This window comes from Auritidibacter sp. NML130574 (assembly GCF_003185725.2).
In the GTDB taxonomy this organism is placed as follows: domain Bacteria; phylum Actinomycetota; class Actinomycetes; order Actinomycetales; family Micrococcaceae; genus Auritidibacter; species Auritidibacter ignavus.
On the sequence record NZ_CP031746.1, the window covers coordinates 1,659,185 to 1,681,931 of the forward strand.

Below are 22,747 nucleotides of genomic sequence, written 5' to 3' on the forward strand. Positions count from 1 at the left end.
TATGATGACCCGTCAGGACGGACGCTCACGCTCCAGAATGTATTCACGCGTGTAAGGCATCGTGAACGTCACGACACCCCGTGCAGGCGATTCGATGACACCTGCAGCCAGCAGCCGGTTGCGGTAGGTGCCAGCATTGCGGGGGTCCATGTTCATGCGTTTGGCCACTTCGGCGGTCATGGACGGCCCTTCGTCTGCAGACATGGCGTACAGATAGTCGCGGTCACGACTGGAGAGCCCAGCGAATGTGGGTTCGTGAATCTGCCGGTACATGGTCCGCTGAGCGTCCGCTGCCGCTTGGCGTACGTGCGAGATCGTAATCACGTCTTCACTGCCTGCGAGTTTGAATGCTTCATCGCCGATCAGCTGCACAAGGTACGGGTACCTACCGGAAGCCGCGACAGCCACCTCTAGAGCCTGTTTCGACATTGATTTGCCCGTTTTCTCCAAAGGGCGGGTCAAGCCTTCCCGAGCCCCGGCCTCCGTTAGAAGCTCCAGGTCAATGCGCTCTGCACGCCGCAGGTACGTCGACACACGGTCATTCACCAGGTCATCGATGGAGGCAGGCAGGCCCGCGCCGACGAATGCAACGGGAGCTCGTTCGGAAACAGCGGCACTTAGGGCATCCGTAACCTGACGCAGCTCATCGATATTTGATCTGTGCACCTCATCCAAAGTGACCAGCAGTCCTGTGCCTCGCTCCGCAAGTGCTTCAACTGCACGTATGAGCTGGTGCTGGAAATCGGGAGTTACGGGGAAACGGACTTCACTAGTGGTGGAAACGCTGCCGCCGAAACCCATGACGCTGAATCCTCCCCCGGTGATGCGCATGCTCGACTTCGATTCCCAATCGAGCGTCGCCATAGCTTCAGGGATTCGGGCCTCGGTCAACCGCTGAACAACACCTGGGCTGGCCTGGTCCTGAGCACATATCCAACCACGCGACTGAGCGACCATTTGAAACACCTTCAACATCACACTCTTGCCCATGCCGCGCTGTCCGGTGATGAGAGTGGCCTGCCCGCGAGCCCCAGGGCCCTCATCAAGCATCCGAGCGAAAGCATCAACCAGCTGCTGTCGATCAGCCAAGCGGGGCGGAATCACCCCGAAGGTCGGGGTGAATGGTGAGCGCACGTAATCGGCATCGGGAACCGGCGGGATGTCGAATGCATCAGTCATGTGCCACTCTCACGATCGCTTATGAAAGTTTATGATAATTATGATAGCGGCTCTGACGTGGCTCAGCGATCCTGCGCGAGGAGCGACGGGGCGCCAACCAGACAGGCACCCGCAGTGTTTGAACAGAGCGAGAGTCCCTGGTGCCAGATAGGGCTCAAAACGTGGTGCTGGGCTTGGCGATTGTTCTGTTCTCGATCTTCCCCGAGATCGTCACGTGGCTGCCCGAAGTGCTCTACCAGGAATAGGACACCTACGGCTCAGCTGAATAATGAAAACAGCTGCCCATTGGAACGACCCAGTGGGCAGCTGTTTTCGTTGATTGTTATGGATCAGCAATGCCGTTACAGCAGTTCGTCCTCAAAGAAATCATCGTCGATTTCATACAGTGTGAACTGATGTGCTTTTTGAACTGCAACACCGTAGTCAAGCATGAGTTCTGTTAACCGGAGTCCATCGATGAGCACGATCTTGCCGTGACGATACCCTGCGGCCGTACGCCTTGCTTTGTCTTGGAAACTCGACGTTGTAATGAATACGCCCACATTGGCACCTTGCGCATCGAGAGATCCGATGAACGTGCGGATATCAGGGTCACTGACTTTATTGTTGTCGGCGTAGCGTTTCGCCTGAATGTAGACGTTGGTCAGCCCAAGTGCATCTTGACGAATGATTCCGTCGATTCCTCCGTCGTGAGATCGCCCCACGTGCTGCTTAGCGCCGTGCATCCCACCATAGCCAAGGGCCCACAGGTGTTCGATTACAGCCCGTTCGAAAAACTCGGGGGATGACGACTGCAGGCGCTTACGCAAATCAGTCTCGGTACTCGCATTAAACGCTCTCGCGCGAGTGCGCATAGCCTCTACCGGGTCACCGGCAGGCTCAATTCCACTTTCGCCAGAACTATCACCGTCCTTGATCTGACGGCGTTGAGCAACCTCGTCCTTATACTCACGCCACGTGGACCACTCGAGCATGTCCGTTTCGCTGTATTCGCGCAAAGAGCGCTGGTCGACCGTCTTCCCGTTCTCAGTGATCTTGTAGCGCCCACGCTTAGGTCGATCAACCAACCCAGACAGCGACAACGATGAGAGCGCCCAGCCAATCCGGTTGCGGTAGCGAGGTCGCCCCGATTCCAAGGTTTCTTTCATTGGTGTTGCGACAAACCGGCCAGCGTGGAAACCAATTCATTAAGTTCCTGTCGACCACGCTCCTCGCCGTCAGCGAGAGCACGCAGGACCAGTGGTCGGAATTCATCAATTGAAGGAATATCGCTAGCCATCTTCATCGCTTTCCACTACTCGTTTAACCAACATTAAGGCCAGCCTATCCGCGCCCTTCCCGTTACGCTGATCGGTTCCTGACCATAGTCCGCGATCGTCGCCGGGTGACCGGGCAGATCATCGGGAAGGATCATTACCCCGGGGGGCGATAAAGAGCGGAAGGTGGGCTCTAACCGTTATCTCATCGACGGGTCCGGCTATCCGGCTAGCTCATCGACGAGCCCGGGTCCTTGGGAGCATGGATGTTGGCAGAACTGTCGTGGCGGGGTTAGTGCCCCTGTCGGAGGCTGACTGGCAGGCGCCCCTATCGCTGGCGTGAAATCCTCTCGTGCCATTTTCCTGTCAGATTCGTGTCAGACCCTAGGGCAACTCCGTCACAACACATTGCGCAGTGAAGCGAGTCCGTCTAAAGATTATGTCCTACAACGCCGGCACTAGGCAGCCCGGCGCATACCGGGGATCAACGGCGGGTCCTGAGTGAAGTAGCTGTGTCCGGTTGGGGTAATGACTTTGAGCCCACCTTTCACGGGGCGCTGGGTCCAACCGTGGGTTTCTTTCATTTGGTTGCATACTGCACACAGTCCCTGACCGTTGTCCAAACTGGTCTGACCGCCACCGCGGTAGCGACGAATGTGGTCGGCGTGGTCGATCGGGTTGTCGCAGTACAGATTGCGGCACCGGTGGTCCCGGAGCACCAGCATCTTGCGCAGGGTTTTAGGGAATGCGCGGGATCGGGAGTCCATAGTGACCAGCTGATTGGTTTCCGGGCTCGTGTAGAGTCGGCGCAGGAAGACTTCGATCTGCTCATCTTGGACCCATTCTCGGGCTAGAGCGGCCGGGATCGGACCGTATCCCACAAATTGTGCCGGGGTGTCATCGCCAGCGAACAGTGTCGCATCGGTCATGACCAGGTTGAGTTCAATGGCTCGTGGAGCCCGGAAGACCGGTGACTGGGCGTCGGAAGCCGGCTCGGGGTCTGGGTCATTCGCGGGATCGTGGGTGAGCTTGGCGATGAAGAGATCAGCCATGATCTGGTCGATGGTGCGGGGCGGAGTGGGCATCGAAGCTGCGGTGTCATGTTGAGGGTTCTCCGATCGCTCGGCATCATCACCAAGCTCAGCATTATCGACGACATCGGCATTATCGGTGAAGTCTTCGACCGCGCGCAACGATGCGGTATAGGCAGCCCGCTCAGCGCGGAGGATCTTTTCGGCTTGCTGGCGCAGGATATCCAGGACGGGGACCCCATATTTGGCTTCGACCAGCCCCGAGATTTCAACCATGCCGTCGGAGCGGTCAGAGCGGGCCACTTTGCGGGAGGCTTGGGCGCGATCGGATTTGTCGCGGGAGGACTGCGGTTCAAGGCGTTGAACATGGCCGCGGGCTTCATCTTTGAGCTGAGAGATCCCCAGGAACCGGTAGCGGTCCTTCAGCTGGGCATCGACCTCATGCTGAGTCTGGTGTTGTGTGCCGGCTAGCTCACGGGCGAGTACGGTGACTTGGTCTTCGTTCAGATGGCCCTGGCTCAGTGCGGTGTGGGCGTGTCGGGCGTGGTGGGCTAACAGCAGTGCTTCGCGCAGGCGAGCGTTGCCTTTGGAGGGGGATTCACGACGCGCGAGTCCGATTTCGGCGCCCAGTCCGCCGGCGCGTCGTTGTTTCGGGATGTTGGCGAGTTTGTCGCGACGGGTTCGTAATCGATTCAGCTGTGCGGTGGAGGCAATTTGTTGTGCAGCCAGAGCATTCTTAGCGCGTTCGGCGGCGGCAAGGTGGTCGACCAGATCACGTTCGAGATCGCGTATCTGGTCGGCGGTGAGTTCGTCTAGGGCCGGATCATCTGGGATCTCCGGCGAGGTTAAGACGCCGGGATGGCCGGAGGGGCTGGGGCCGGTGCTGGGGGCGTGGCGGGGAAGCGCCGGTGTGGAATGTGTCATAGGTTCACGGTAAGTGGCCACGGCACCAAAAATCCGGGGGTGGATCTCTACTGTGGACAGTGCTGGCCCGATCCGGGATCTCGCCCCGATCCCTACGGACGAACTGTGGATGAGATCAGCTGTGACCGAGGAGGAGATAAGAAGGAAAGCGTTTAGCGCGAGGAACCGGTTGAGGCGCTTGAGGTCGTGAGGGTCTGGCCGTCGCGAGCATTCATCCGGGCCAGGATGAAAGCTGCCACGATCGTGACGACCGCGATCGCACCCCAGATGCCGACGACGGTCCAGGCGAGTCCAGCCAGCACCAGACCGGGAACGAATGTCACCGCGGTGATCTCGACCGGGGTGACCGGAAGGTAGGCGAGGCCGAAGTCCTCCAGGGTTCCGGATTTTAGTTTCGGATCGACCACGCGCAGCATAGCGATGCCGGTGGACACACCGCCGGTGGACCACCCCCAAGTGAATAGCTGGCGCTCGAACCAGCCATGCTGAATGATCCGTGGCGCGATCACCTGACCTAAGAACAAGCAGAGGACCAGGCCAAAGACGAACAAGATGCTCAGTTCTAGCCAGTTTCCGGCCACGACGGAAGGGTCGATCGAAGCTATACCGCACACGATGAGCACATCGGTAAAGGCCCCCGAGGTGGAGTTCAGTGAACCCGGGTCGACGTATTTGGCGACGTTGAGCCGGCTCATCACCGCGCGGGCTACCAAGCCGATCAAAAAGGCCACCACAAAGACGGGGACCGACAGCTCGGGGAGTCGCCCTTGAATCCATTCGGTGATCCCGTATCCGGCCCCGGCGGTAGCAACCACCAAGGAGATCTGGATGGCCAGGGTTTCCACCGAAGAACCCGAAAAGGTGTGCTGACCGATCGAAGGGCGTTTATTGACCTGTCGGATCAGACCGGTGCGCTCTTCCTCGGGCAGAGCGGACATGCTGGCGAAGGCCTCGACCTGTCCGCGCATCGCACCAATTTTAGCCTGGATAAGACCACCGACAATTCCCACGACGAGCCCCACGGTCGCCGAGGTGAAAGCCAAGGTACTCAGCTCCGGATCGGACTCGGCGAAGGCATCCCCCATGGCTGCGGCCGTACCATACCCTCCGGCCCAGCCTGCGAACAGCACCACACCGACTTCATCACCTGTGCCGAATAACGGTTGCAGTAGTACCAACACCAACAGCATGCCCAGCGACACCTGGAGCGCGTAGATCATCACGCCTTGGGCGGCGAAACCCCCTACCGTGCGGTTGAGTTTGAAGATGTTGAAGTCGTCGGTCATGGCCACGCAGGCGAACACTCCCGCGATCAGCACCGAAGAATAGGTGGAGAGCTGATCGGAGAAAGGCAACCAGCCCAGCACCATGGGACCAAAGATTAGCCCCAGGATCCCACCCAGCACACTGGCGGGGATCATCAGAGTTTGGATCGGTCTGATCCAGGCACGTAGGACGGCACCAATGAGCAGAAGAACGCCAATCAAGGTAGCATCGGTCAAGGCAACCCACGGTGTGAACTCCATGGATACGGATACTACTCGGAGTTGAATAGCAGGACGTTAATCTGTCCGGGTGTTCACTCGCGCGGAGGCGGGCGCGGGCGCGGGTGCGGGAAGGAGCATCGTGAGTCTCATCGGTTCGATTCACCAGTTAGTCTGACCGGTATGGACATTACGGTGGTCGCGATCGGAAAGAAACATGAGTCCTGGGTGGCAGACGGGATCGACCGCTACGCTCAACGGTTGAAGAAGCCCTGGAAGATCAGCTGGAAGCTGTTGCCACACTCCTCTCGTGAGGGTGAGCAGGCGCGCGCTGAGGAATCCGAACGGCTGGTGGCCGCCTGTGGTGCCCACGATGAGGTCATCCTGCTGGATGAGCGCGGGACGATGCTGGATTCGGAGTCGTTATCGCGGACCTTGCAGGGCCGTTTTGATCGGGGTCGGCACGTGGTGATGCTCATCGGCGGGGCGTACGGGGTGACCGAGGAGTTGCGAGCTCAGGCGAATCTGGTGTGGTCACTATCGGATTTGGTATTCCCCCATCAGCTGGTGCGGCTGATCGTCACCGAGCAGATCTACCGGTGCCAGGAAATTGCGGCGGGACGGTCGTATCATCATCGGTGAGCTGAGATTGTTTTGTCGCAGGATCTCCGGCAGGACCGGACCGGCCGTAGAATCGTCTCCTATGGTGACCTATGGCGATGAAGATGCGAGCGAGCCGAGGTAAGCGTGCTGGATCCTGACAGTACACCGGATCCTGACCGGGCAGAACAGGTGCTGAACCGGTTCACTCCCGCCACCCGCCGGTGGTTCACCGGGGCCTTCTCCTCCGCTACTGAAGCACAGCTGGGGGCCTGGGAGGCGACCTCACGGGGTGACCACACACTGGTAATCGCACCGACCGGTTCGGGAAAGACGTTGGCGGCTTTTTTGTGGGCGCTGGACGGGTTCCTGCGGACGAGCGCATCCGATCGAACCGAGGCATCCGGTAAGGCTGATGCCCGTGGCACCACAGTGTTATACATTTCCCCGTTGAAGGCGCTCGGGGTGGATGTCCAACGGAACCTGCGCGCGCCACTGATCGGGATCACCCAGACCGCTGCGGGATTGGGAGTCGAAGCCCCCGAGGTTCGTGTGGGCGTACGCACGGGCGATACTCCGGCCAGGGACCGGCGCCGATTGGTCACCGACCCGCCGGATATTCTGATCACCACACCCGAGTCGCTCTACCTCATGTTGACTTCCAAGGCGCGCAACACGCTGGCCTCGGTGCATACCGTGATCATTGACGAGGTGCACGCGTTGGCCGATTCCAAGCGCGGGGCGCACCTGGCGGTGAGTTTGGAACGCCTCGATGAGCTCACCGACACCCCGGCCCAGCGGATCGGGCTGTCGGCCACGGTCTCCCCGCCTGAGGAAGTGGCACGGTTCATCGGTGGGGTTCAACCGGTGACGATCGTCAATCCCGCCTCGGCCAAGCGCTGGGATCTGCACGTCAGCGTGCCGGTGGACGATATGGCCCGACTTCCGGATTTTATCGGCGAGCAACCTCATGACCCTGCCGGCAACGCCACAGCGGATCCCGGTAGCGCCGTAGCGGATCCGCAACCGGTGAGTAGCATCTGGCCCCATATTGAACACCAGATCATCGACCGGGTCAGCCAGGTCCATTCCACCATCATCTTCACGAATTCCCGCCGGCTGGCCGAACGACTTACCCAGGACTTGAATGAGATGTGGGCTACCCGCGCGGAGGCAGACCAGCGCACGGGCGAGGAGGAGTTTGCCCGATCCCACCACGGGTCGGTGTCGAAAGTGCAGCGCGCCCTGGTGGAAGAGGGGCTGAAAGCGGGCACGTTGCGGTGTGTGGTGGCGACCAGCTCGCTGGAGTTGGGGATCGACATGGGATCGGTGGATCTGGTGATCCAGGTGGAAGCGGCCCCCTCGGTGGCCTCCTGCCTGCAACGGGTGGGTCGAGCCGGGCACCAGGTCGGCGAAATCTCCCACGGGGTGTTTTATCCCAAACATCGATCCGATCTGGTCAATACCGCCGTGATCACCGAGCGGATGCTGCAGGGGAAGATCGAACAGCTCCACGTGCCGGATAACCCGCTGGATATTTTGGCCCAGCAGACCATTGCGGCGGTGGCGATGGATGATCTAGAGGTGGAGGCCTGGTACGACACCGTGCGCCGGGCGGCACCGTTCACCACACTGGGCCATCAGGTCTATGAGTCGGTGCTGGACCTGATCTCGGGACGGTATCCCTCCGATGATTTTGCCGAGCTACGGCCCCGGGTGCTCTGGGATCGGGATGCCGGCACGCTCTCGGCCCGGCCGGGAGCCCAGCGACTGGCGGTCACGTCCGGGGGCACCATCCCGGACCGGGGGCTGTTCGGAGTGTTTCTGGCCGACGGCACGAAGGATACCCAGCGCGCCGAGGAAATCCAGGAGTCGGACCCTTCCCAGAGAGCTGACAGCGTCACGCAGCGTAGCACCAGCTCATCGGGTGGCCGGCGGGTCGGGGAGCTGGACGAGGAGATGGTCTACGAATCCCGGGTCGGGGACGTGATCGTGTTGGGTACCACCAGCTGGAAGATCCAGGAGATCACCCACGATCGGGTGCTGGTGCTTCCAGCCTTCGGACAGCCAGGCAAACTGCCGTTCTGGCGGGGCGAATCCGAAGCCCGGCCCACCGAGCTCGGGGCCGCACTGGGAGCCTTCCGGCGCGAGATCGGCCAGCACCTGGTGGGATCATCAGCGGGATCATCGGGGCCATCGGGCCGATCGGGCCGGGCCGATTCGGCCACGGCTGGCCATCTAGCCGGGCCTGACGACCCGATCGCGCAACGACTGACCGCGGCCGGGTTGGACGAGCGAGCCCAGGCTAACCTGGTGGCCTATCTGTCTGAACAACAGCAGGCGACCGGGGTGCTACCCACTGATCAGACCCTGGTGATCGAGCGGTTCCGAGATGAGCTAGGCGACTGGCGGGTGGTCTTGCATTCAGGTTTCGGCCACGGCGTACACGGCCCGTGGGCCTTAGCGGTGGCAGCCCGACTCACCGAGCAGTACGGGTTTGACGCGCAGGTGCAAAGTTCCAATGACGGAATCGTGTTGCGCCTGCCGATGATGGAGACCGCCCCGCAACTGGCCGATCTCTTCCTCTTCGATCCCGACGAGCTGGCCGATCTGGTGCGGACCGAGGTCGGGTCCTCAGCGTTGTTCGCCTCCCGGTTTCGGGAAAATGCGGCTCGGGCATTATTGATCCCGCGTACGAAGCCCGGCCAACGGGCCCCGCTGTGGCAACAGCGTCAGCGGGCCGCACAATTACTCGGCGTAGCCGCCGAGCACCCGCAGTTCCCGATCATCCTCGAAACCGTGCGCGAGTGCCTGCAGGACTTCTACGACATGGACGGGCTGATGTGGCTAATGCGATCCCTGCAGTCCGGGTCGGTGCGACTGGTCGAGGTCGAGACCGCCACCGGCTCACCTTTTGCCCAGCATCTACTATTTGGCTATACTGCCCAATTCCTCTACGAAACGGACTCGCCGTTAGCCGAACGGCGCGCGGCCGCCTTGAGTTTGGATCCCGAACTGTTGCGCCAGCTGTTTGGTGACGATCAGCTCCACGATCTGCTCGACGATGAGGTAATTGCCGAGATTGAGGCCGACCTGCAGTACCTGAGCCCGCGACGGCAACTGCGGTGGGATACTGAATCGGTGGCGGACTTAGTACGGGTGCTGGGGCCGTTGGATGCTGGCCAGTTGGCAGCCCGCATGCGGCCGGATGACGCTGAGCCAGCTACTGAATCAGCTGCCGAGCCGACTGCCAAGCTGGCTAAAGCACTCGCGGAGGATCTGGTGCACCAGCGCCGGGCGATACGGGTGCGAATGGCCGGTCGTCAGGTCTATGTCGCTATCGAGGATGCCGCCCGGATCCGGGATGGGTTGGGGATCCCGTTGCCGATGGGTATCCCGGTGGCGTTCATCGAGCCGGTGGACGATCCGCTCGGGGACTTGTTGGGCCGGTATCTGCGCACCCACACGGTGGTCACCGCCGAGCACATTGCCACCCATTTCGGACTCGGTACCGCGGTGGTCACCCAGTATCTCACCGATCAGGTGCAACGCCGGAGGGTGGCGTCCGGGATCTTCCAACAGAGTGCTCAGTCCGGCGGAGTCCACACACACCAGACGCAGTACTGTCAGACCCAGGTGTTGCGTCGGATCCGGCAACGGAGTTTGGCGGTCTTGCGCCAGGCCGTCGAGCCGGTGACCGGTCCCGATTACGCTCGCTTCGTGCTCGACACGCACGGGATCGTTCCCCCGCGCACCCAGCATGGACTCTACCGGCCCGGGCAACGGGGGATCGATGCGGTAGCCGAAACGCTCACCCAGCTGGCGGGGTATCCAGCTCCGGCCAGCGCGTGGGAGCACTATATTCTGCCCGCCCGGGTCGCCGACTATGCGCCCGGGATGCTCAATGAGCTATTGGGCACCGGCGAATTTGTGATGGCCGGCACCGCCCCAGGCACCGGAGATGATGGCTGGTTGGCCTTCCACCCGGTCGAAACCGCCGAACTGACCGTGCCCATTCCCGATCTCGCACAGATTGAGGCCTTCGGAAGGGTGCATCACCGGATCATCGAGGTGCTGGCCGACGCCGGGGCGTTCTTTTTTCCCGAGTTATGTCACCGGGTCGCGGGACTGGATGATGACCAGCAGGCCGGTCAGCAGTTCAGCGACTCGGCGGTGCTCTCGGCCTTGTGGGATCTGTTCTGGGCCGGGGTGGTGACCAATGACAGTTTCACGATGATCCGCGCCGGGTTGGCCACCGGTCGTAGCGCGCATCGGCAACGATCGCAACCACGACGCTCCCGGGCTCGGCGGGCTCGGCCTCGGTTGTCGACCGGGCTGGACTCCGGCGGGCTGAGGCCGTCCGGGGTGAGATCCACCGGGGTAAGGTCGAGCGCCGGATTGGATGCTGCCACCGATCAGCCCCGCGCGGCCGGACGGTTCTCGCTGTTGCGCCACCCGGAGGCCACCGGCCCCGATTCGACCCTGGCGGCCAACGCTCAGGCCGAGGTGTTGCTGGACCGGTACGGGGTGATCACCCGCGGGGCGGTCAGCACCGAGAAAATCCCCGGCGGATTCGGATACTACTACCGGTTCTTGACTCACCTGGAAGAGCTCGGTGCGCTGCGGCGCGGGTATTTCATCGATCAGCTTGGTGCCGCCCAGTTCGCCACCGCCAACACGGTGGATGCGTTGCGTAGCTTCCACCCGGCCCCGGGCGAGGACGATCCGGACCATCCGCGGGCCACCCATCACGCGGTGGGGTTGGCTGCCACCGATCCGGCCAACCCCTACGGGGCCACCTTGCCCTGGCCCGAGATCGCCGAACCGGCTACTGATCACCCCGCAACGGGGAAGTCCTCCGGCCCGCACCGCCCGGGCCGAAAGGCCGGTGCCCTGGTGGTCTTACTCGACGGCCAGCTGGCGGTGTACCTAGAACGCGGGGGCAAAACCATCTTAGAGTTCCCCGCCGCAGCCACCCACCGCCCGCTGGTCGCGCAGGCGCTGGTCGAGGCGTTGCAACGGGCCGGTGCAGCTGCGGTGCATGTCAAAACCGTCAACGGGTCCCCGATCCGCAACACCGAACTCGCCGAGGCACTGCTCTCGGCCGGGTTCTCGTCCTCACCACAGGGGGTCCGGTTCCATCCACATGTTTGAACGTGACGGCTCTGCCCGAAAGTAGTTGCGATGCCCGAAGGCGACACACTTTTCCATCTCGCCGGCCGACTGGACCCGTTGTTGCGCGGGCAGATTATCACCGACTCCGATGTACGCACCCCGCGCTACGCGACGGCGGAGCTGACCGGAAGCCGGATCACCGGTGTGCGCTCGGTGGGGATCGCGCTGTTGGATCAGTCCATCCTGGCCGGAATCGGCAATATTTACCGGTGCGAGGTGCTGTTTGTGGCCCGGCTGGCTCCACATACTCCCGCCGGTGATCGTGATCCGGTCCTGCTGGGCGCGGTGGTGGATTTAGCCCGCGCGCTGATGCTGGCCAATAGTGGTGCCGGGCCCGAACACGCGTCCACGCGCACGGGCGCATCCGCGCGCACGCGAGGGCGCGGGCGGTTCTGGGTTTATGCGCGCACCGGGGCGCCCTGCCCGCGCTGTGGTGCCGTGATCCAGCACGACAGGCTGGCGGGCCGAGATTTATACTGGTGCCCGGCGTGCCAACATCAGTAGGACACCAGGAGGGCTCACCCCATGGCCATGACGCCACCGCTACCGGTCAAAGACGGGATCAATCCCACCCGGTTGCACCTACCGGTCACCGCCAACCAACTCGCCGAGCTCGCCGAACAGTACCGGCCCACTCCCCCGCGCACCATTGCTGAGTACATGATGGCCCGATTCGACCACGTGGATCCCGCCACGCTACGTGAGCGGTTCGACTCCGGGGAGGTGGTCACGATCACCGGCGATCCGGTGGGGTGGGAGCAGCCCTTGGGATCCCACGAGTTCATCTGGTATTACCGCACGGTGCCAGACGAGCAACCACTACCGGAGTCGGTCCAGGTGCTGTTCGAAGATGAGCACCTGCTGGTGGTGGATAAACCGCACTTCATGCCCACCACTCCCGGCGGGCGTTTTGTGAAGGAGTCCGCGCTGGTCAAGCTCCGGGTGGCGACCGGTCATTCCGATCTGGTGCCGCTACACCGGTTAGATCGGGCCACCGCTGGGGTGCTGCTGTTCTCCACTAATCCGGCCACTCGTGGGGCCTACCAGATGCTCTTCGAGCAGCGGCGGGTGACCAAAACCTATCAGGCGATCGTGCGGCTCGATGAGGATCCGGATCGGGCGATTCAGCAGTGCCGACGTTTACCGCTGGTGTATCGCAACCGGATCATCAAAACTCGGGGCGTGATCACGGTGGATGTCCAGGACTATCCGGTGGCCAATTCCGGTCGGCTCGACCCACCGCGGATCGGCAAACGCCGGCGCAGTCACGATCCCACCACCGGACCGAATGCCCAGACCCGGATCTCGTGGTTGGGGGCGAAAGATGCCCAGGGTCCGGTCCCGCACCACGGGCTGGGATGGGTGCGGTTGGAACCACGCACGGGGCGCACCCACCAGTTGCGGGTGCATTTAGCCCAATTGGGCACCCCGATCCTGCACGACCGGCTCTACCCCGAGCTTTTAGTTCAGGCCCCCGATGAGATGGATCGGCCATTGCAGTTACTGGCCAGCACCCTGGAGTTTATCGATCCGCTCAGCGGTCAGGCCCGCCGATTTCAGACCGATCGACGACTCGCATATCAGCCTCGGTAAACCCCAAGATCACAATCCGGCAACGTCCAGCGTCTTTGATGAATAATTCAGGATGATTGGGTAGCCTGAGATATCCCTGACAGAACCCGGCGGGTTCTCGGCAACGTCCCCACACCACAGCAAAGGATGCCCTGCTGATGAACGATGAGCACGGTCACGACACCGCCGCATCCGAGGCCTTGTCGCGCCTGAAAAGTTCTTCGTCAACGTCGCGCGAGCCCTTTGACCAGCAACAGTTCGAAGACTCGGCCGTCGAGGACTCTCCCGAGACCGAGTCGCCGACCCCAACCTCGGCTGATCCGAGCGCGGAGCAGGAACCCGGCGCAACACCAGCAACACCAACAGAGTCTACGGAACCCGTTGAGCCTACTGAACCCGCCCCTGATGAGCCGGCCAGGAAGTCCCCGGAGGTCTCGGCCGAAGACAAAGCCCTGTGGACGGTGAGCTTCAATACCGGTTCCGGAGAAGAACAGCGCAAAGACACCCTGGGGACCCGGCTAACCACGTGGTTGGATTCATTCGGCGGACCAGATATGGACAAGGTCGAGGCCGATATTGCTGATACGCCAGCCCGGCTACGGCGGCACTGGCTCAAACATCGGGCCCGACAGACGCTGAAGAAGCGTCGCGCGGCAGAGCAAGTCGCAGCGGAACGAAGGGCGCGGGAAGAGCGGGAACGACTCGAGGCCGAGGTCGCCGAGATCCAGCAGATCTTAGCGGTCCAGGCAGCCGAGCGGGCCGCCGAGGAGAGGGAACGCCAACGGTTGGCCGAGATGGAGTTACTCAAGGCGCAGCAAGAACGCGAGACCCAGGCTTTGGTGACCGCAGCGCGCGAACTAGACGGCACCGATTATGTACCGGCCCCCGATCACCGGCCCATGTTGCAACGGCCCGGGGAAGAACTCTCCGACCAACAACTGCTGTCTCGGGCCCGATCACTCTTGCCGGAGTGGCGACGTCGTGACCGGATCGTGGAAAAGGCCCAAGCGATTGAGGCCAAGCAGGCCCAGCTACGCACAGACCAAACCGACACCGGTGACGATGCCCACGACCCACTGGGGCTTGGCGATGGTTCCGGCTACATTCCGCCCTACCTGCTTCCGGAACGGCAGGATCCCCAACCGGAACGACTCGATAGCGTCCGTCGGGTGATCGTGACCATCGCCTGGGTGCTGTTCGTGATCGGTGGGCTGGTGGGTCTGGGGTGGATCGGTGGCACCGAGCCACTGTCCCAGGTCAATGATGGGGCCTACCATTCGTCGGCAACCCTGTTATCGATGGCAAATTGGCACGTCGCGATCTGGCCGGTGCTGTGGATCGCCACTGGACTGTACACCGTGCACCAGTGGACCCCCTCGCAACGGTCAGCCTCCCGACAACGGCGCACCGGGTGGCTCATGGCCAACGCCATGTTTGCCCTGGCCCTGTGGTTCGCACTGGTCCATATCGAACCGTGGGGACTGGAAATCATCGTGTGGATATTGCTCTGCGCGCTGCTGGTCACTGCGGTCCGGAACCTGAATTTACACACCTCGCGAACCCAGGGCGAGCAACTGTTCACCGACGCCCCGATCGGGCTGTTGACCGGGTGGGCGCTGGTATTTATGGCCTCCCAACTGCTGACTGTGGCCGGGATCTGGGACGTGCTCCACCTGCTGTGGTTGCCCGAATCCGTGTGGGCAATCGTCATTCTGATGGCACTGATGCTGTTCGTTCCCATGGTGTCGATGACCGAACGAGGTCGCGTGGTGATCGTCGTCGGCATGGCCTGGGGGCTAGCTGCCATCATCGGGGTGCGCCTGTTCGGATCCAATCCCTCGGTCTTGATCGCCGCGGTGGCATTGCTGGGCGGTTTCGTGGTGTTGTTGGCAACCGAAAACCGGCGCTGGCGGATTGCGCAGGCCGAAAAACGCTACCTTAACCAATTCGATGATGAGCCTCAGGGTAGTCTCGAGGGCGGGCTCGCAACAGACCTCGAGAACAGCCCGACATCGACCTCGATTGCTGGAGGCTGAATCCGGTGTTGTCGGACCCACCGGGCTGGTAGAAAAGAACTATGAGCGTTCGTACCCCAGATCCACATCCCGGTTGGCTCTCCGATGAGGACCTCTACGAGGCCCGGCGACGGTTGCCGATGGTCTACGTGGAGGCGATCCCGGTCCGGGTCGATCCTCTGGGATATGTCTCCCAGATCGGGTTACTCTACGTGGCCGATGGAGACGGGCACCTGCGACGGACGTTTGTCTCCGGTCGGGTGATGTACCGGGAAACGCTGCGGGCAGCGTTGATGCGGCATCTGGAAAAGGACCTCGGCCCGCTGGCATTGCCACAAATTCCAGCCGATCTGCGACCGTTTACGGTCGCGGAGTACTTCCCCCATCCTTCCGAAACCGAGTTGACCGATGACCGTCAGCACGCGGTGGCGTTGTGCTATTTAGTGCCGGTGACCGGAGAATGTCAGCCACGCCAGGATGCCCTGGAGCTCAGCTGGCTGACCCCGGAGGAAGCCATGGCTGAAGACATCCAGTCCGAATTCGTCGGCGGGCGGGGACGGATTATCCAGCAGGCCTTGGCCAGCGTGAACTGGGGGCGCTAACCCGTCCGTGCTGGGATCCTCCGACCGGGCAGTCCCTGTAGTCTGCTCTCCCATCCGTCCCAACCTCACATCCATCCCAACCTCACATCCATCTAGAATCTCGAAAAGGTAGCGAAGATGACTGACCAGCCTGGGCTCGATGTCGGCGCAGCCGCGGATCTGCCGGTGGAGGAGACACTACTGGTTCCGGCCAGCACCACCGGCACCGTGCCAATCACCATTTTTCACGACGAAACCGGATTCTTCGCGCTCAACGACCGGTGCACCCACGGTAACGCTTCTCTGGCCGAAGGGTGGATCGAAGACGGAACGGTGGAATGCCCCCTGCACGGTTCCCCCTTCTGTCTGGCCACTGGCAAGGCTCTGGGCCTGCCCGCCACCGTGGCTGCTCCCACCCACCGGGTTGAGGTGGTCGACGGGCGCCTGATCCTTTACCCGGGAGTGCCCGCCGACGGGACCGAGGCATGAGCACCACAGCGGAGCCGGCAACGCCCGGGTCGGTCGCCATCATCGGTGGTTCGGTCGCTGGATTCACCGCCGCGCACACCCTGCGCGAACGCGGCTATGCCGGGGCGATCACCGTGATCGACCCGAACCCCTACCCTTATGATCGACCACCGGTCTCCGGAGATTATCTCACCGGGGCGCTCGACGAGCCCGGTCTACGCTTGGGCGGTGCACACTGGGCCGAGCAGCACCAGATCCGCTGGGTGCAGGCGGTCGCGACCGAGCTACACCTGGGGCACCGCCGTGCTGAGCAGACGGCCGGATCGGTGGCCACCGCAGCAACCAGATCCACACACCTGATCCGCACCGGGGACGGTCAACAGCTCTCGGCCGAGGTGGTCATTCTGGCTACCGGGGCCTCCCCGGCACCCTTCGAGCACTCGCTAGCCGATCAAGACGGCGAGCCTTTGCCGGTACTCACCGTACGGGACCACACCGACGTCGACAGAATCCGGCAGCTGATCACCTCCCGAGCCGAGGAGTCCCATTCGTCACCCCCGCTGCGCATCAGCGTGGCCGGTGCCGGGCTGTTGGCCGCAGAACTGGCCGCCGGGGTGCATCAGCTCGGAGCCGCGGTGCGACTGTATCAACCACACCATCGGCAGGCTGCGGAGATTTTCGGGGACACTATTGCCGAGCTACTCGACGCCGACCATGCCCGGCACGGGGTCGAGTTGATTCAGCAGTATCTGCAGGCCGATGCGCTCCCGGAAGGGTTCACGGCGCAGACGGATCTGGTGCTCGCCGCGGTCGGGACGGTACCCAATACGCAACTGGCCGAGCAGGCCGGGTTGCCGGTCACCGACGGCGTTGCCGTCGATGACCGGCAACGGGTGGACGGTGTCTGCGGGGTGTACGCGATCGGGGATCTCACCCCGGGGGCCAAGCACTGGGATCAGGCGGTGCGTTCTGCTCAGCGGGCGGTCGCCGACCTACTCGATACCAGCCCGACCGCCGAACCGGACCAGGTCCTGCCCAAACACAACGAACACCACCGCGTGGCACCGCGCTGGATCTGGACGGATCGCTACGACACGCACGCCGGGGCCCTGGGCGAGATGACCCTGGCCGCTCGGCCCGGATATCAGCTCATCGAGCGTTGGCGGCATCCGATCCATGAGGACGAAAGCACGCTGCAGGGTAGCGCAGCCAGTGGCGGACAGCGACGCGAGCACGCCAGCTTCGTGCTCGATCCGCAACACCGGTTATGCGCGGTAGCGGCACTGAACCAACCGATGGTGCTGCGGGCGGCCACCCGATTGATACAACGCGGGATCGTCATCGACCCGGTGGACCTGGCCGATCCGGACCTGAACCTGCGCTCACTCATCCGAAATCGGTGAAACGCTCACCCAGTCCCGCTAAGGTGCTGACCTCGTACGGTTAACACGGCGACCAACCGGGGCTCTATCATGACAGAGATGACAGATTACCCACAGACTCGTCGCCAACCCAACGATCCCACCCCCGCGGTGGTTCCCACCCACCACCCAAGCCCGCGGGACGTCAGCTTCAGTATCCAGACCCGGATGGACTCCGGTCTGGGTCGCACCGGGGTGATCCACACCCCGCACGGGCAGATCCAGACCCCGGCGTTCATCCCGGTGGCGACTCAGGCCTCCGTGAAGGCCGTCGCCCCCGAGCAGATGTCAGCCATCGGCGCGCAGGCGTTGCTGGGCAATGCGTATCATCTCTACCTGCAACCCGGGGCCGAGCTGGTCGATCGAGCCGGCGGACTGGGTCAGTTCATGAATTGGTCGGGACCGACCTTCACCGATTCGGGAGGGTTCCAGGTGATGAGTCTGGGGTCGGGATTCAAGAAAGTGATCGATATGTCCGGACCGCATGCCCCCGACGGGACCGGGTCCGATGACGACACCGCGGCCGGCAAAAACCGACTGGCCCACGTGGATGATGACGGAGTCTGGTTCACCTCCCATCTGGATGGCTCCAAGCATAGATTCAGCCCGGAAATCTCGATGAACATCCAGCACCAGCTGGGTGCGGACATCATGTTCGCTTTTGATGAGCTGACCACCCTGCATAATTCTCGTCGATATCAAGAAACCTCCCTGGAACGCACCCGGCTGTGGGCCCAACGCTGCCTGGATCACCACGCCGGGCTCACCGCCCACCGGTCCGATCGACCCTATCAGGCCTTATTCGGGGTGATTCAGGGCGCCCAATACGAGGATTTGCGACGCAAGGCGTGCCAGGATCTCTCAGCCATGCAGGCTGATTTTGTCACCGATAACGGCACTGACCGCGCCGGGTTCGACGGGTACGGGATCGGCGGAGCACTGGAGAAGAAGAACCTGGGCACGATCGTGTCCTGGTGTGCCCAGGAACTACCCGAGGACAAGCCACGTCACCTGCTGGGGATTTCCGAACCCGATGATTTGTTGTGGGCGATCGAGTCGGGGGCGGATACCTTCGACTGTGTCTCGCCGACCCGGGTAGCCCGCACCGGTGCGTTCTACACCGACTACGGACGGATCAACCTGCCGCGAGCGCAGTTCAAGGACGATTTTGCCCCGCTACAGCCCGGGTGCGACTGCTATACCTGCGCGCATTACTCGCGGGCCTATCTACGACATCTGATCAAGGCCAAAGAGTTGCTGGTGCACACGCTGATCTCGATCCACAATGAACGGTTCGTCATTCGGCTCGTGGAGACCATCCGGACCAGCATGATCGAAGGCACCTACCCGGAGCTGAAAGAACAGGTGCTGGGACGGTATTACTCTGCTGAGGCCTCGGACCCGCCTGGGGCTTCGGCCCGTTTTTCGGTGACCCCGTAGGCCGGTTCAGCGCGTTTGATCAGCTTCATCACCCACATGGTCACCGGGGCGAGGATGATTTCCACGGCGGATTTAAACAGGAAGCCCACGACCACGTAGTTGACGAATTGGCCAACGGTTTCGATCCCGATCACCGGTGTTGCGATCGAGCAGAACACCAGCGTGTCCAAAAATTCGCCGATCAACGTCGAGACCGCAATACGACCAAACAGGACTTTCTCGCCAAAGGAGCGCTTCATCCGCACCATGAACCAGGCGTTGGAGAGCTGACCGACCAAAAAGCCCAACAACGAGGCCACCACGATCATCCACACCGGCCCGAGAGTACGTTCCAGGGCCTGTTGGCCGTCATAAAAATCGGCCGGGGGCAGATTAATGATGATCCAGTAACAAACCACCGCGAAGATCGACAACGCGAAGGTGGTGATCACCGCGCGACGGGAATTTTTGAAACCGTAGACCTCGGCCACCACGTCGCCGACGATATAGGCCAGCGGGAACAGGAAGAAGCCACCGTCGGTCACGAGTGGGCCAATCTGTACGCCCTTGGATGCACCGATATTTGACAGGATCAACACGGTGGCCATGATCGCGGTGATGATCGCGTACAGTCCGGATCCAGCCGGGGCGAAGCGGGCGATCGGTCGGGAGTGATCAGTAGCTGAGGTCTTGGAGTTGCCAACGTTGCCAGAGCGGGGTGAGCTGGGGGTGGAAGAATCGGGGGCAGACACGGTGATCCTCCTGGACGGTGTTGTCAATGATGCAGTCATGCTCGCTGGTACCGGCACGTGTGCTGGTCGTGTTGCCAGCGCTGGACGACGACGGTCTCACCGGCCTCTACGGCCCCGTGCACACCTGCTGCCCCAGGCGGCGTCCGCAGCTAGTGTACCAACGGTGTCCCCGGGTGCGGAAAGACACCCGGGGTGCGGGTCACGCCCCGGCTACGCGGGTGTGACAGGATAGAAGGGGATCACCGGAGCGTGCTGTGCTGTGCGCGCACGGCGCAGGCGAGAGCATTGGTTGCACAGAACCGAAGGAAAGTCTAGATGAGTACCATCGACAAAATCTTGATCGCGTTGTTTGCCCTGGCGTTGGCCGGTGGCCTGATTGCCTGGGGCCTGCATGCCAGCTGGTGGGTGGGGCTGGCCGCCCTGATCGCGGTCGCGATCCTCGGGATCTGGAGCATGCGAGATCGGAAAATGCTCAGGGTGATGGCCCGGCGGGAGACCCAGCTGCTGGACCAACAGCGCCAGGTGCTGCTCGGTCAGCATCAGGTCCAGACTGCGCTGACCGAGGTCGTCGAGCAACAGCGCGAGGCGGTGGCCCGCACCGCATCGATCGCCTCGGCGACCGAGCAGATCAACGCCACGGTGGATGAGGTCGCCGGGCAACTGACCCAGCAGGGTGGCACCGCGCAAGATCGTCACGATCAGGTCCTCAAGACGGTCCAGGACGGTACCCAGCACCTCGATCGGCAAACGCGGAACCACGTCAATAACATCAACCGGCGACTGGGCTACGCGCGAGAAGAGATTGAGGCCCAGCAGTATTTGCAGCGTCGCATCGATACCGGCACGCTGTGGCCGTCCACCGGTGACTGGGCGTTGGATGCCCGTTCGGCGGTATACCTGCTCGATCTGCTCGATCAGGCTCGCCCGCAGCATATTGTCGAGCTGGGCTCGGGCACGACCACGTTGTTGTTCGGCCATTATCTGACCGCACACGGTGGCCGACTGTACTCTTTCGATCACCTGAACCACTACCGGGATCTCACCGCCAGTTATGTGAGTTTGCACGGGCTGGAGCCGGTGGTGGATCTGCAGCTAGCCCCCCTGGCACCGCAGGTACCGGCGTCAGACACCGAGCCGACTGAGGATGCCGAACCACCTCAGTGGTACGACCTCTCCCAGGCGCGACTACCCGAGCAGATCGACCTGTTATTCGTCGACGGTCCCCCGGCAGCCACCGGCCCACAGGCCCGGTATCCGGCCCTCAACGCGCTGGCAGACCGGCTGGCACCGGGTGCGGTGGTGATCCTGGACGACGGTGTGCGCGATGAAGAACAGCAGATCGCAACCCGGTGGGCCCAGGAGCACCCCGAGCTGGTGCGAGAAGCACCGGATCTGACCGCGATGATCGTGTTGCGCAAGAAAGGCTAACTCCGACCGGTATGACCACTCCTATTCCGCAAAAAACTGCCCAGCCCCGGGGCAAGAAATCCGGCACTTCCGATCGCCGGCCACGACTGAAGATGTCGATCTACGGTTATCTCATCGCCTGGCTGGCACCAAATATTGTCATGGCCGGGCTGGTCGTGATCCTCAATCTCTTGCCGGTGGCCGAACAGGTCGGTGATCTGACCCCGTTGCTCACCCTGGTGGGGCTAGCCGGTCTGGTGCTGGGTCTGCCACTGACCCTGTTGGTGAACTGGTTGTTTCGGTTCACGCTCAACCAGGCTGTGCACGTACTGGCCTATGCCCTGGTGGGCATGCTCTACGGGCTGGTGGTGCTCGTCGGTGGGCTCGAGGGGCTGTTGCCGCTACTGATTCCGGTGGTCGGGTTTCCGGCCGGGATCCTGATGGCCCTAGGCCGGTGGCTGGCGATCCCATTTACCGATGTGGTGGATGCCGACGGACACATTTTGGCCCCTGGTGAGGCTGACGAAGATTCGATCATCGACGAACAGTAGCCGGTCGATCAGACCCGGCCTGCCGGAGGAAAATCTGAGGAAAAGCCCTGACGGAAATGAGGATATGACGATGACCGAATACTCCATCCACGAACCAGCACTGGCGCTGTCTATTGCCGGCTCAGAAGCCACCGGTGGTGCCGGGGCGCAAGCGGATCTGAAGACCTTCCAGGAGCTGGGGGCCTACGGCATCATTGCGCTGACCTGCATCGTGGCCTTTGACCCCAACGATGACTGGAACCACCGGTTCACCCCGGTCCCGGCCGAGGTGATCGCCGATCAGCTAGAGGCCATTCAGGCTAACTACGCCGGACAGTTGCACACCACCAAGTTGGGGATGATGGGCTCACCGGAGACCATTCACACGGTGGCGCGCGCACTGCGGTCTCAACAGTGGCAGCACGTGGTCCTGGATCCGGTACTGATCTGCAAGGGTCAAGAGCCCGGCCACGCCCTGGATACCGATGAGGCGCTGAAGGCGGAACTGTTGCCGCTAGCGACCTTCACCACCCCGAACCATTTCGAGGCCGAGCAGCTGTCGGGCCTGACAATTTCCTCGGTGCAGGATCTGCAGGAGGCCGCTCAGATCATCCACGATCACTCTGGTGCAGCGGTGCTGGCCAAAGGTGGTATCCGTTTAGAAGGTGACCAGGCGGTCGATGTGTTCTACGACGGAACTGATATGGAGGTGCTCAGCACACCGAAGGTCGGCGATCATGCCGTCTCCGGAGCCGGATGCTCGCTGGCGGCTGCGGTCACCGCCGAGCTGGCCAAGGGTGCCTCCCCGCGTGAGGCTGCGTATACGGCCAAGGAATTCGTCACTCGTGGCATCGCCCAGCGGGTGAGCGCCAAGACCCCGTTTGACACGCTCTGGCAAGGCGGACTGCGCTAAAAGTTGCGCTTACACCGTCG

17 protein-coding genes are annotated in these 22,747 nt (G+C 62.3%); 12 read left to right on the plus strand and 5 right to left on the minus strand.

The annotated features are described in order from the left end of the window. Nucleotides 1-12 precede the first annotated feature (12 nt). The 4 genes from DCC27_RS07555 to DCC27_RS07570 all read right to left on the minus strand — a co-directional run bounded on the left by DCC27_RS07555 (nt 13) and on the right by DCC27_RS07570 (nt 5,916). Nucleotides 13-1,179: an ATP-binding protein gene (locus DCC27_RS07555; RefSeq protein WP_110110768.1), complete on the minus strand. Its 1,167-nt coding sequence runs from the start codon at nt 1,177-1,179 to the stop codon at nt 13-15. A 341-nt stretch (nt 1,180-1,520) separates the two neighbouring features. Further along, a complete protein-coding gene (locus DCC27_RS07560) occupies nt 1,521-2,327 on the minus strand; it encodes a restriction endonuclease (protein ID WP_110110769.1) in 807 nt (268 codons plus the stop codon). A 566-nt stretch (nt 2,328-2,893) separates the two neighbouring features. Further along, nucleotides 2,894-4,390: an HNH endonuclease gene (locus tag DCC27_RS07565; protein ID WP_110110770.1), complete on the minus strand. Its 1,497-nt coding sequence runs from the start codon at nt 4,388-4,390 to the stop codon at nt 2,894-2,896. Between the two features lie 152 nt (nt 4,391-4,542). Then, nucleotides 4,543-5,916 carry a sodium/glutamate symporter gene (locus DCC27_RS07570; protein ID WP_199446278.1) on the minus strand — a complete coding sequence of 458 codons (1,374 nt, stop codon included), beginning with the start codon at nt 5,914-5,916 and terminating at the stop codon, nt 4,543-4,545. 141 nt (nt 5,917-6,057) lie between these two features. Here DCC27_RS07570 and DCC27_RS07575 point away from each other — a divergent pair, with 141 nt between their 5' ends. From DCC27_RS07575 to tgt, 9 genes are all read left to right on the plus strand, one after another. Continuing rightward, nucleotides 6,058-6,516, plus strand: a complete 459-nt coding sequence (locus tag DCC27_RS07575) for a 23S rRNA (pseudouridine(1915)-N(3))-methyltransferase RlmH (RefSeq protein ID WP_180342664.1) — start codon at nt 6,058-6,060, stop codon at nt 6,514-6,516. 105 nt (nt 6,517-6,621) lie between these two features. Further along, the gene (locus tag DCC27_RS07580; protein WP_246840063.1) at nt 6,622-11,628 is read left to right on the plus strand and encodes an ATP-dependent helicase; all 5,007 of its coding nucleotides are present in this window, start codon (nt 6,622-6,624) and stop codon (nt 11,626-11,628) included. 30 nt (nt 11,629-11,658) lie between these two features. Then, nucleotides 11,659-12,153, plus strand: coding sequence for a zinc finger domain-containing protein (locus tag DCC27_RS07585; RefSeq protein WP_110101218.1), 495 nt, complete (start codon nt 11,659-11,661; stop codon nt 12,151-12,153). Nucleotides 12,154-12,174: 21 nt separating this feature from the next. Beyond that, nucleotides 12,175-13,242, plus strand: coding sequence for a pseudouridine synthase (locus DCC27_RS07590; RefSeq protein WP_110110771.1), 1,068 nt, complete (start codon nt 12,175-12,177; stop codon nt 13,240-13,242). Nucleotides 13,243-13,379: 137 nt separating this feature from the next. Next, nucleotides 13,380-15,257 carry a hypothetical protein gene (locus DCC27_RS07595; RefSeq protein WP_110110772.1) on the plus strand — a complete coding sequence of 626 codons (1,878 nt, stop codon included), beginning with the start codon at nt 13,380-13,382 and terminating at the stop codon, nt 15,255-15,257. Between the two features lie 41 nt (nt 15,258-15,298). Next, nucleotides 15,299-15,838, plus strand: a complete 540-nt coding sequence (locus tag DCC27_RS07600) for an NUDIX hydrolase family protein (protein WP_110099936.1) — start codon at nt 15,299-15,301, stop codon at nt 15,836-15,838. Between the two features lie 117 nt (nt 15,839-15,955). Next, nucleotides 15,956-16,306, plus strand: coding sequence for a non-heme iron oxygenase ferredoxin subunit (locus DCC27_RS07605; protein WP_110099935.1), 351 nt, complete (start codon nt 15,956-15,958; stop codon nt 16,304-16,306). Then, nucleotides 16,303-17,688, plus strand: coding sequence for an FAD-dependent oxidoreductase (locus DCC27_RS07610; RefSeq protein WP_110110773.1), 1,386 nt, complete (start codon nt 16,303-16,305; stop codon nt 17,686-17,688). The genes DCC27_RS07605 and DCC27_RS07610 overlap by 4 nt, the downstream gene beginning before the upstream one ends. Nucleotides 17,689-17,766: 78 nt before the next feature. Further along, the gene (tgt, locus tag DCC27_RS07615; protein WP_110110774.1) at nt 17,767-19,146 is read left to right on the plus strand and encodes a tRNA guanosine(34) transglycosylase Tgt; all 1,380 of its coding nucleotides are present in this window, start codon (nt 17,767-17,769) and stop codon (nt 19,144-19,146) included. Here the strand turns inward: tgt and DCC27_RS07620 are convergent. Beyond that, complete coding sequence (locus tag DCC27_RS07620) at nt 19,086-19,877, minus strand: queuosine precursor transporter (RefSeq protein ID WP_371682190.1); 792 nt, start codon at nt 19,875-19,877, stop codon at nt 19,086-19,088. The two genes, tgt and DCC27_RS07620, sit on opposite strands and share 61 nt — an antisense overlap. 315 nt (nt 19,878-20,192) lie before the next feature. Here DCC27_RS07620 and DCC27_RS07625 point away from each other — a divergent pair, with 315 nt between their 5' ends. The 3 genes from DCC27_RS07625 (at nt 20,193) to thiD (ending at nt 22,727) form a co-directional block, all read left to right on the plus strand. Beyond that, nucleotides 20,193-21,305 carry a class I SAM-dependent methyltransferase gene (locus tag DCC27_RS07625; RefSeq protein ID WP_110110776.1) on the plus strand — a complete coding sequence of 371 codons (1,113 nt, stop codon included), beginning with the start codon at nt 20,193-20,195 and terminating at the stop codon, nt 21,303-21,305. 11 nt (nt 21,306-21,316) lie between these two features. Beyond that, nucleotides 21,317-21,835: a hypothetical protein gene (locus DCC27_RS07630; RefSeq protein WP_199446276.1), complete on the plus strand. Its 519-nt coding sequence runs from the start codon at nt 21,317-21,319 to the stop codon at nt 21,833-21,835. A gap of 70 nt (nt 21,836-21,905) precedes the next feature. Continuing rightward, nucleotides 21,906-22,727 carry a bifunctional hydroxymethylpyrimidine kinase/phosphomethylpyrimidine kinase gene (gene thiD / locus DCC27_RS07635; protein WP_233492071.1) on the plus strand — a complete coding sequence of 274 codons (822 nt, stop codon included), beginning with the start codon at nt 21,906-21,908 and terminating at the stop codon, nt 22,725-22,727. Nucleotides 22,728-22,747 lie beyond the last annotated feature (20 nt).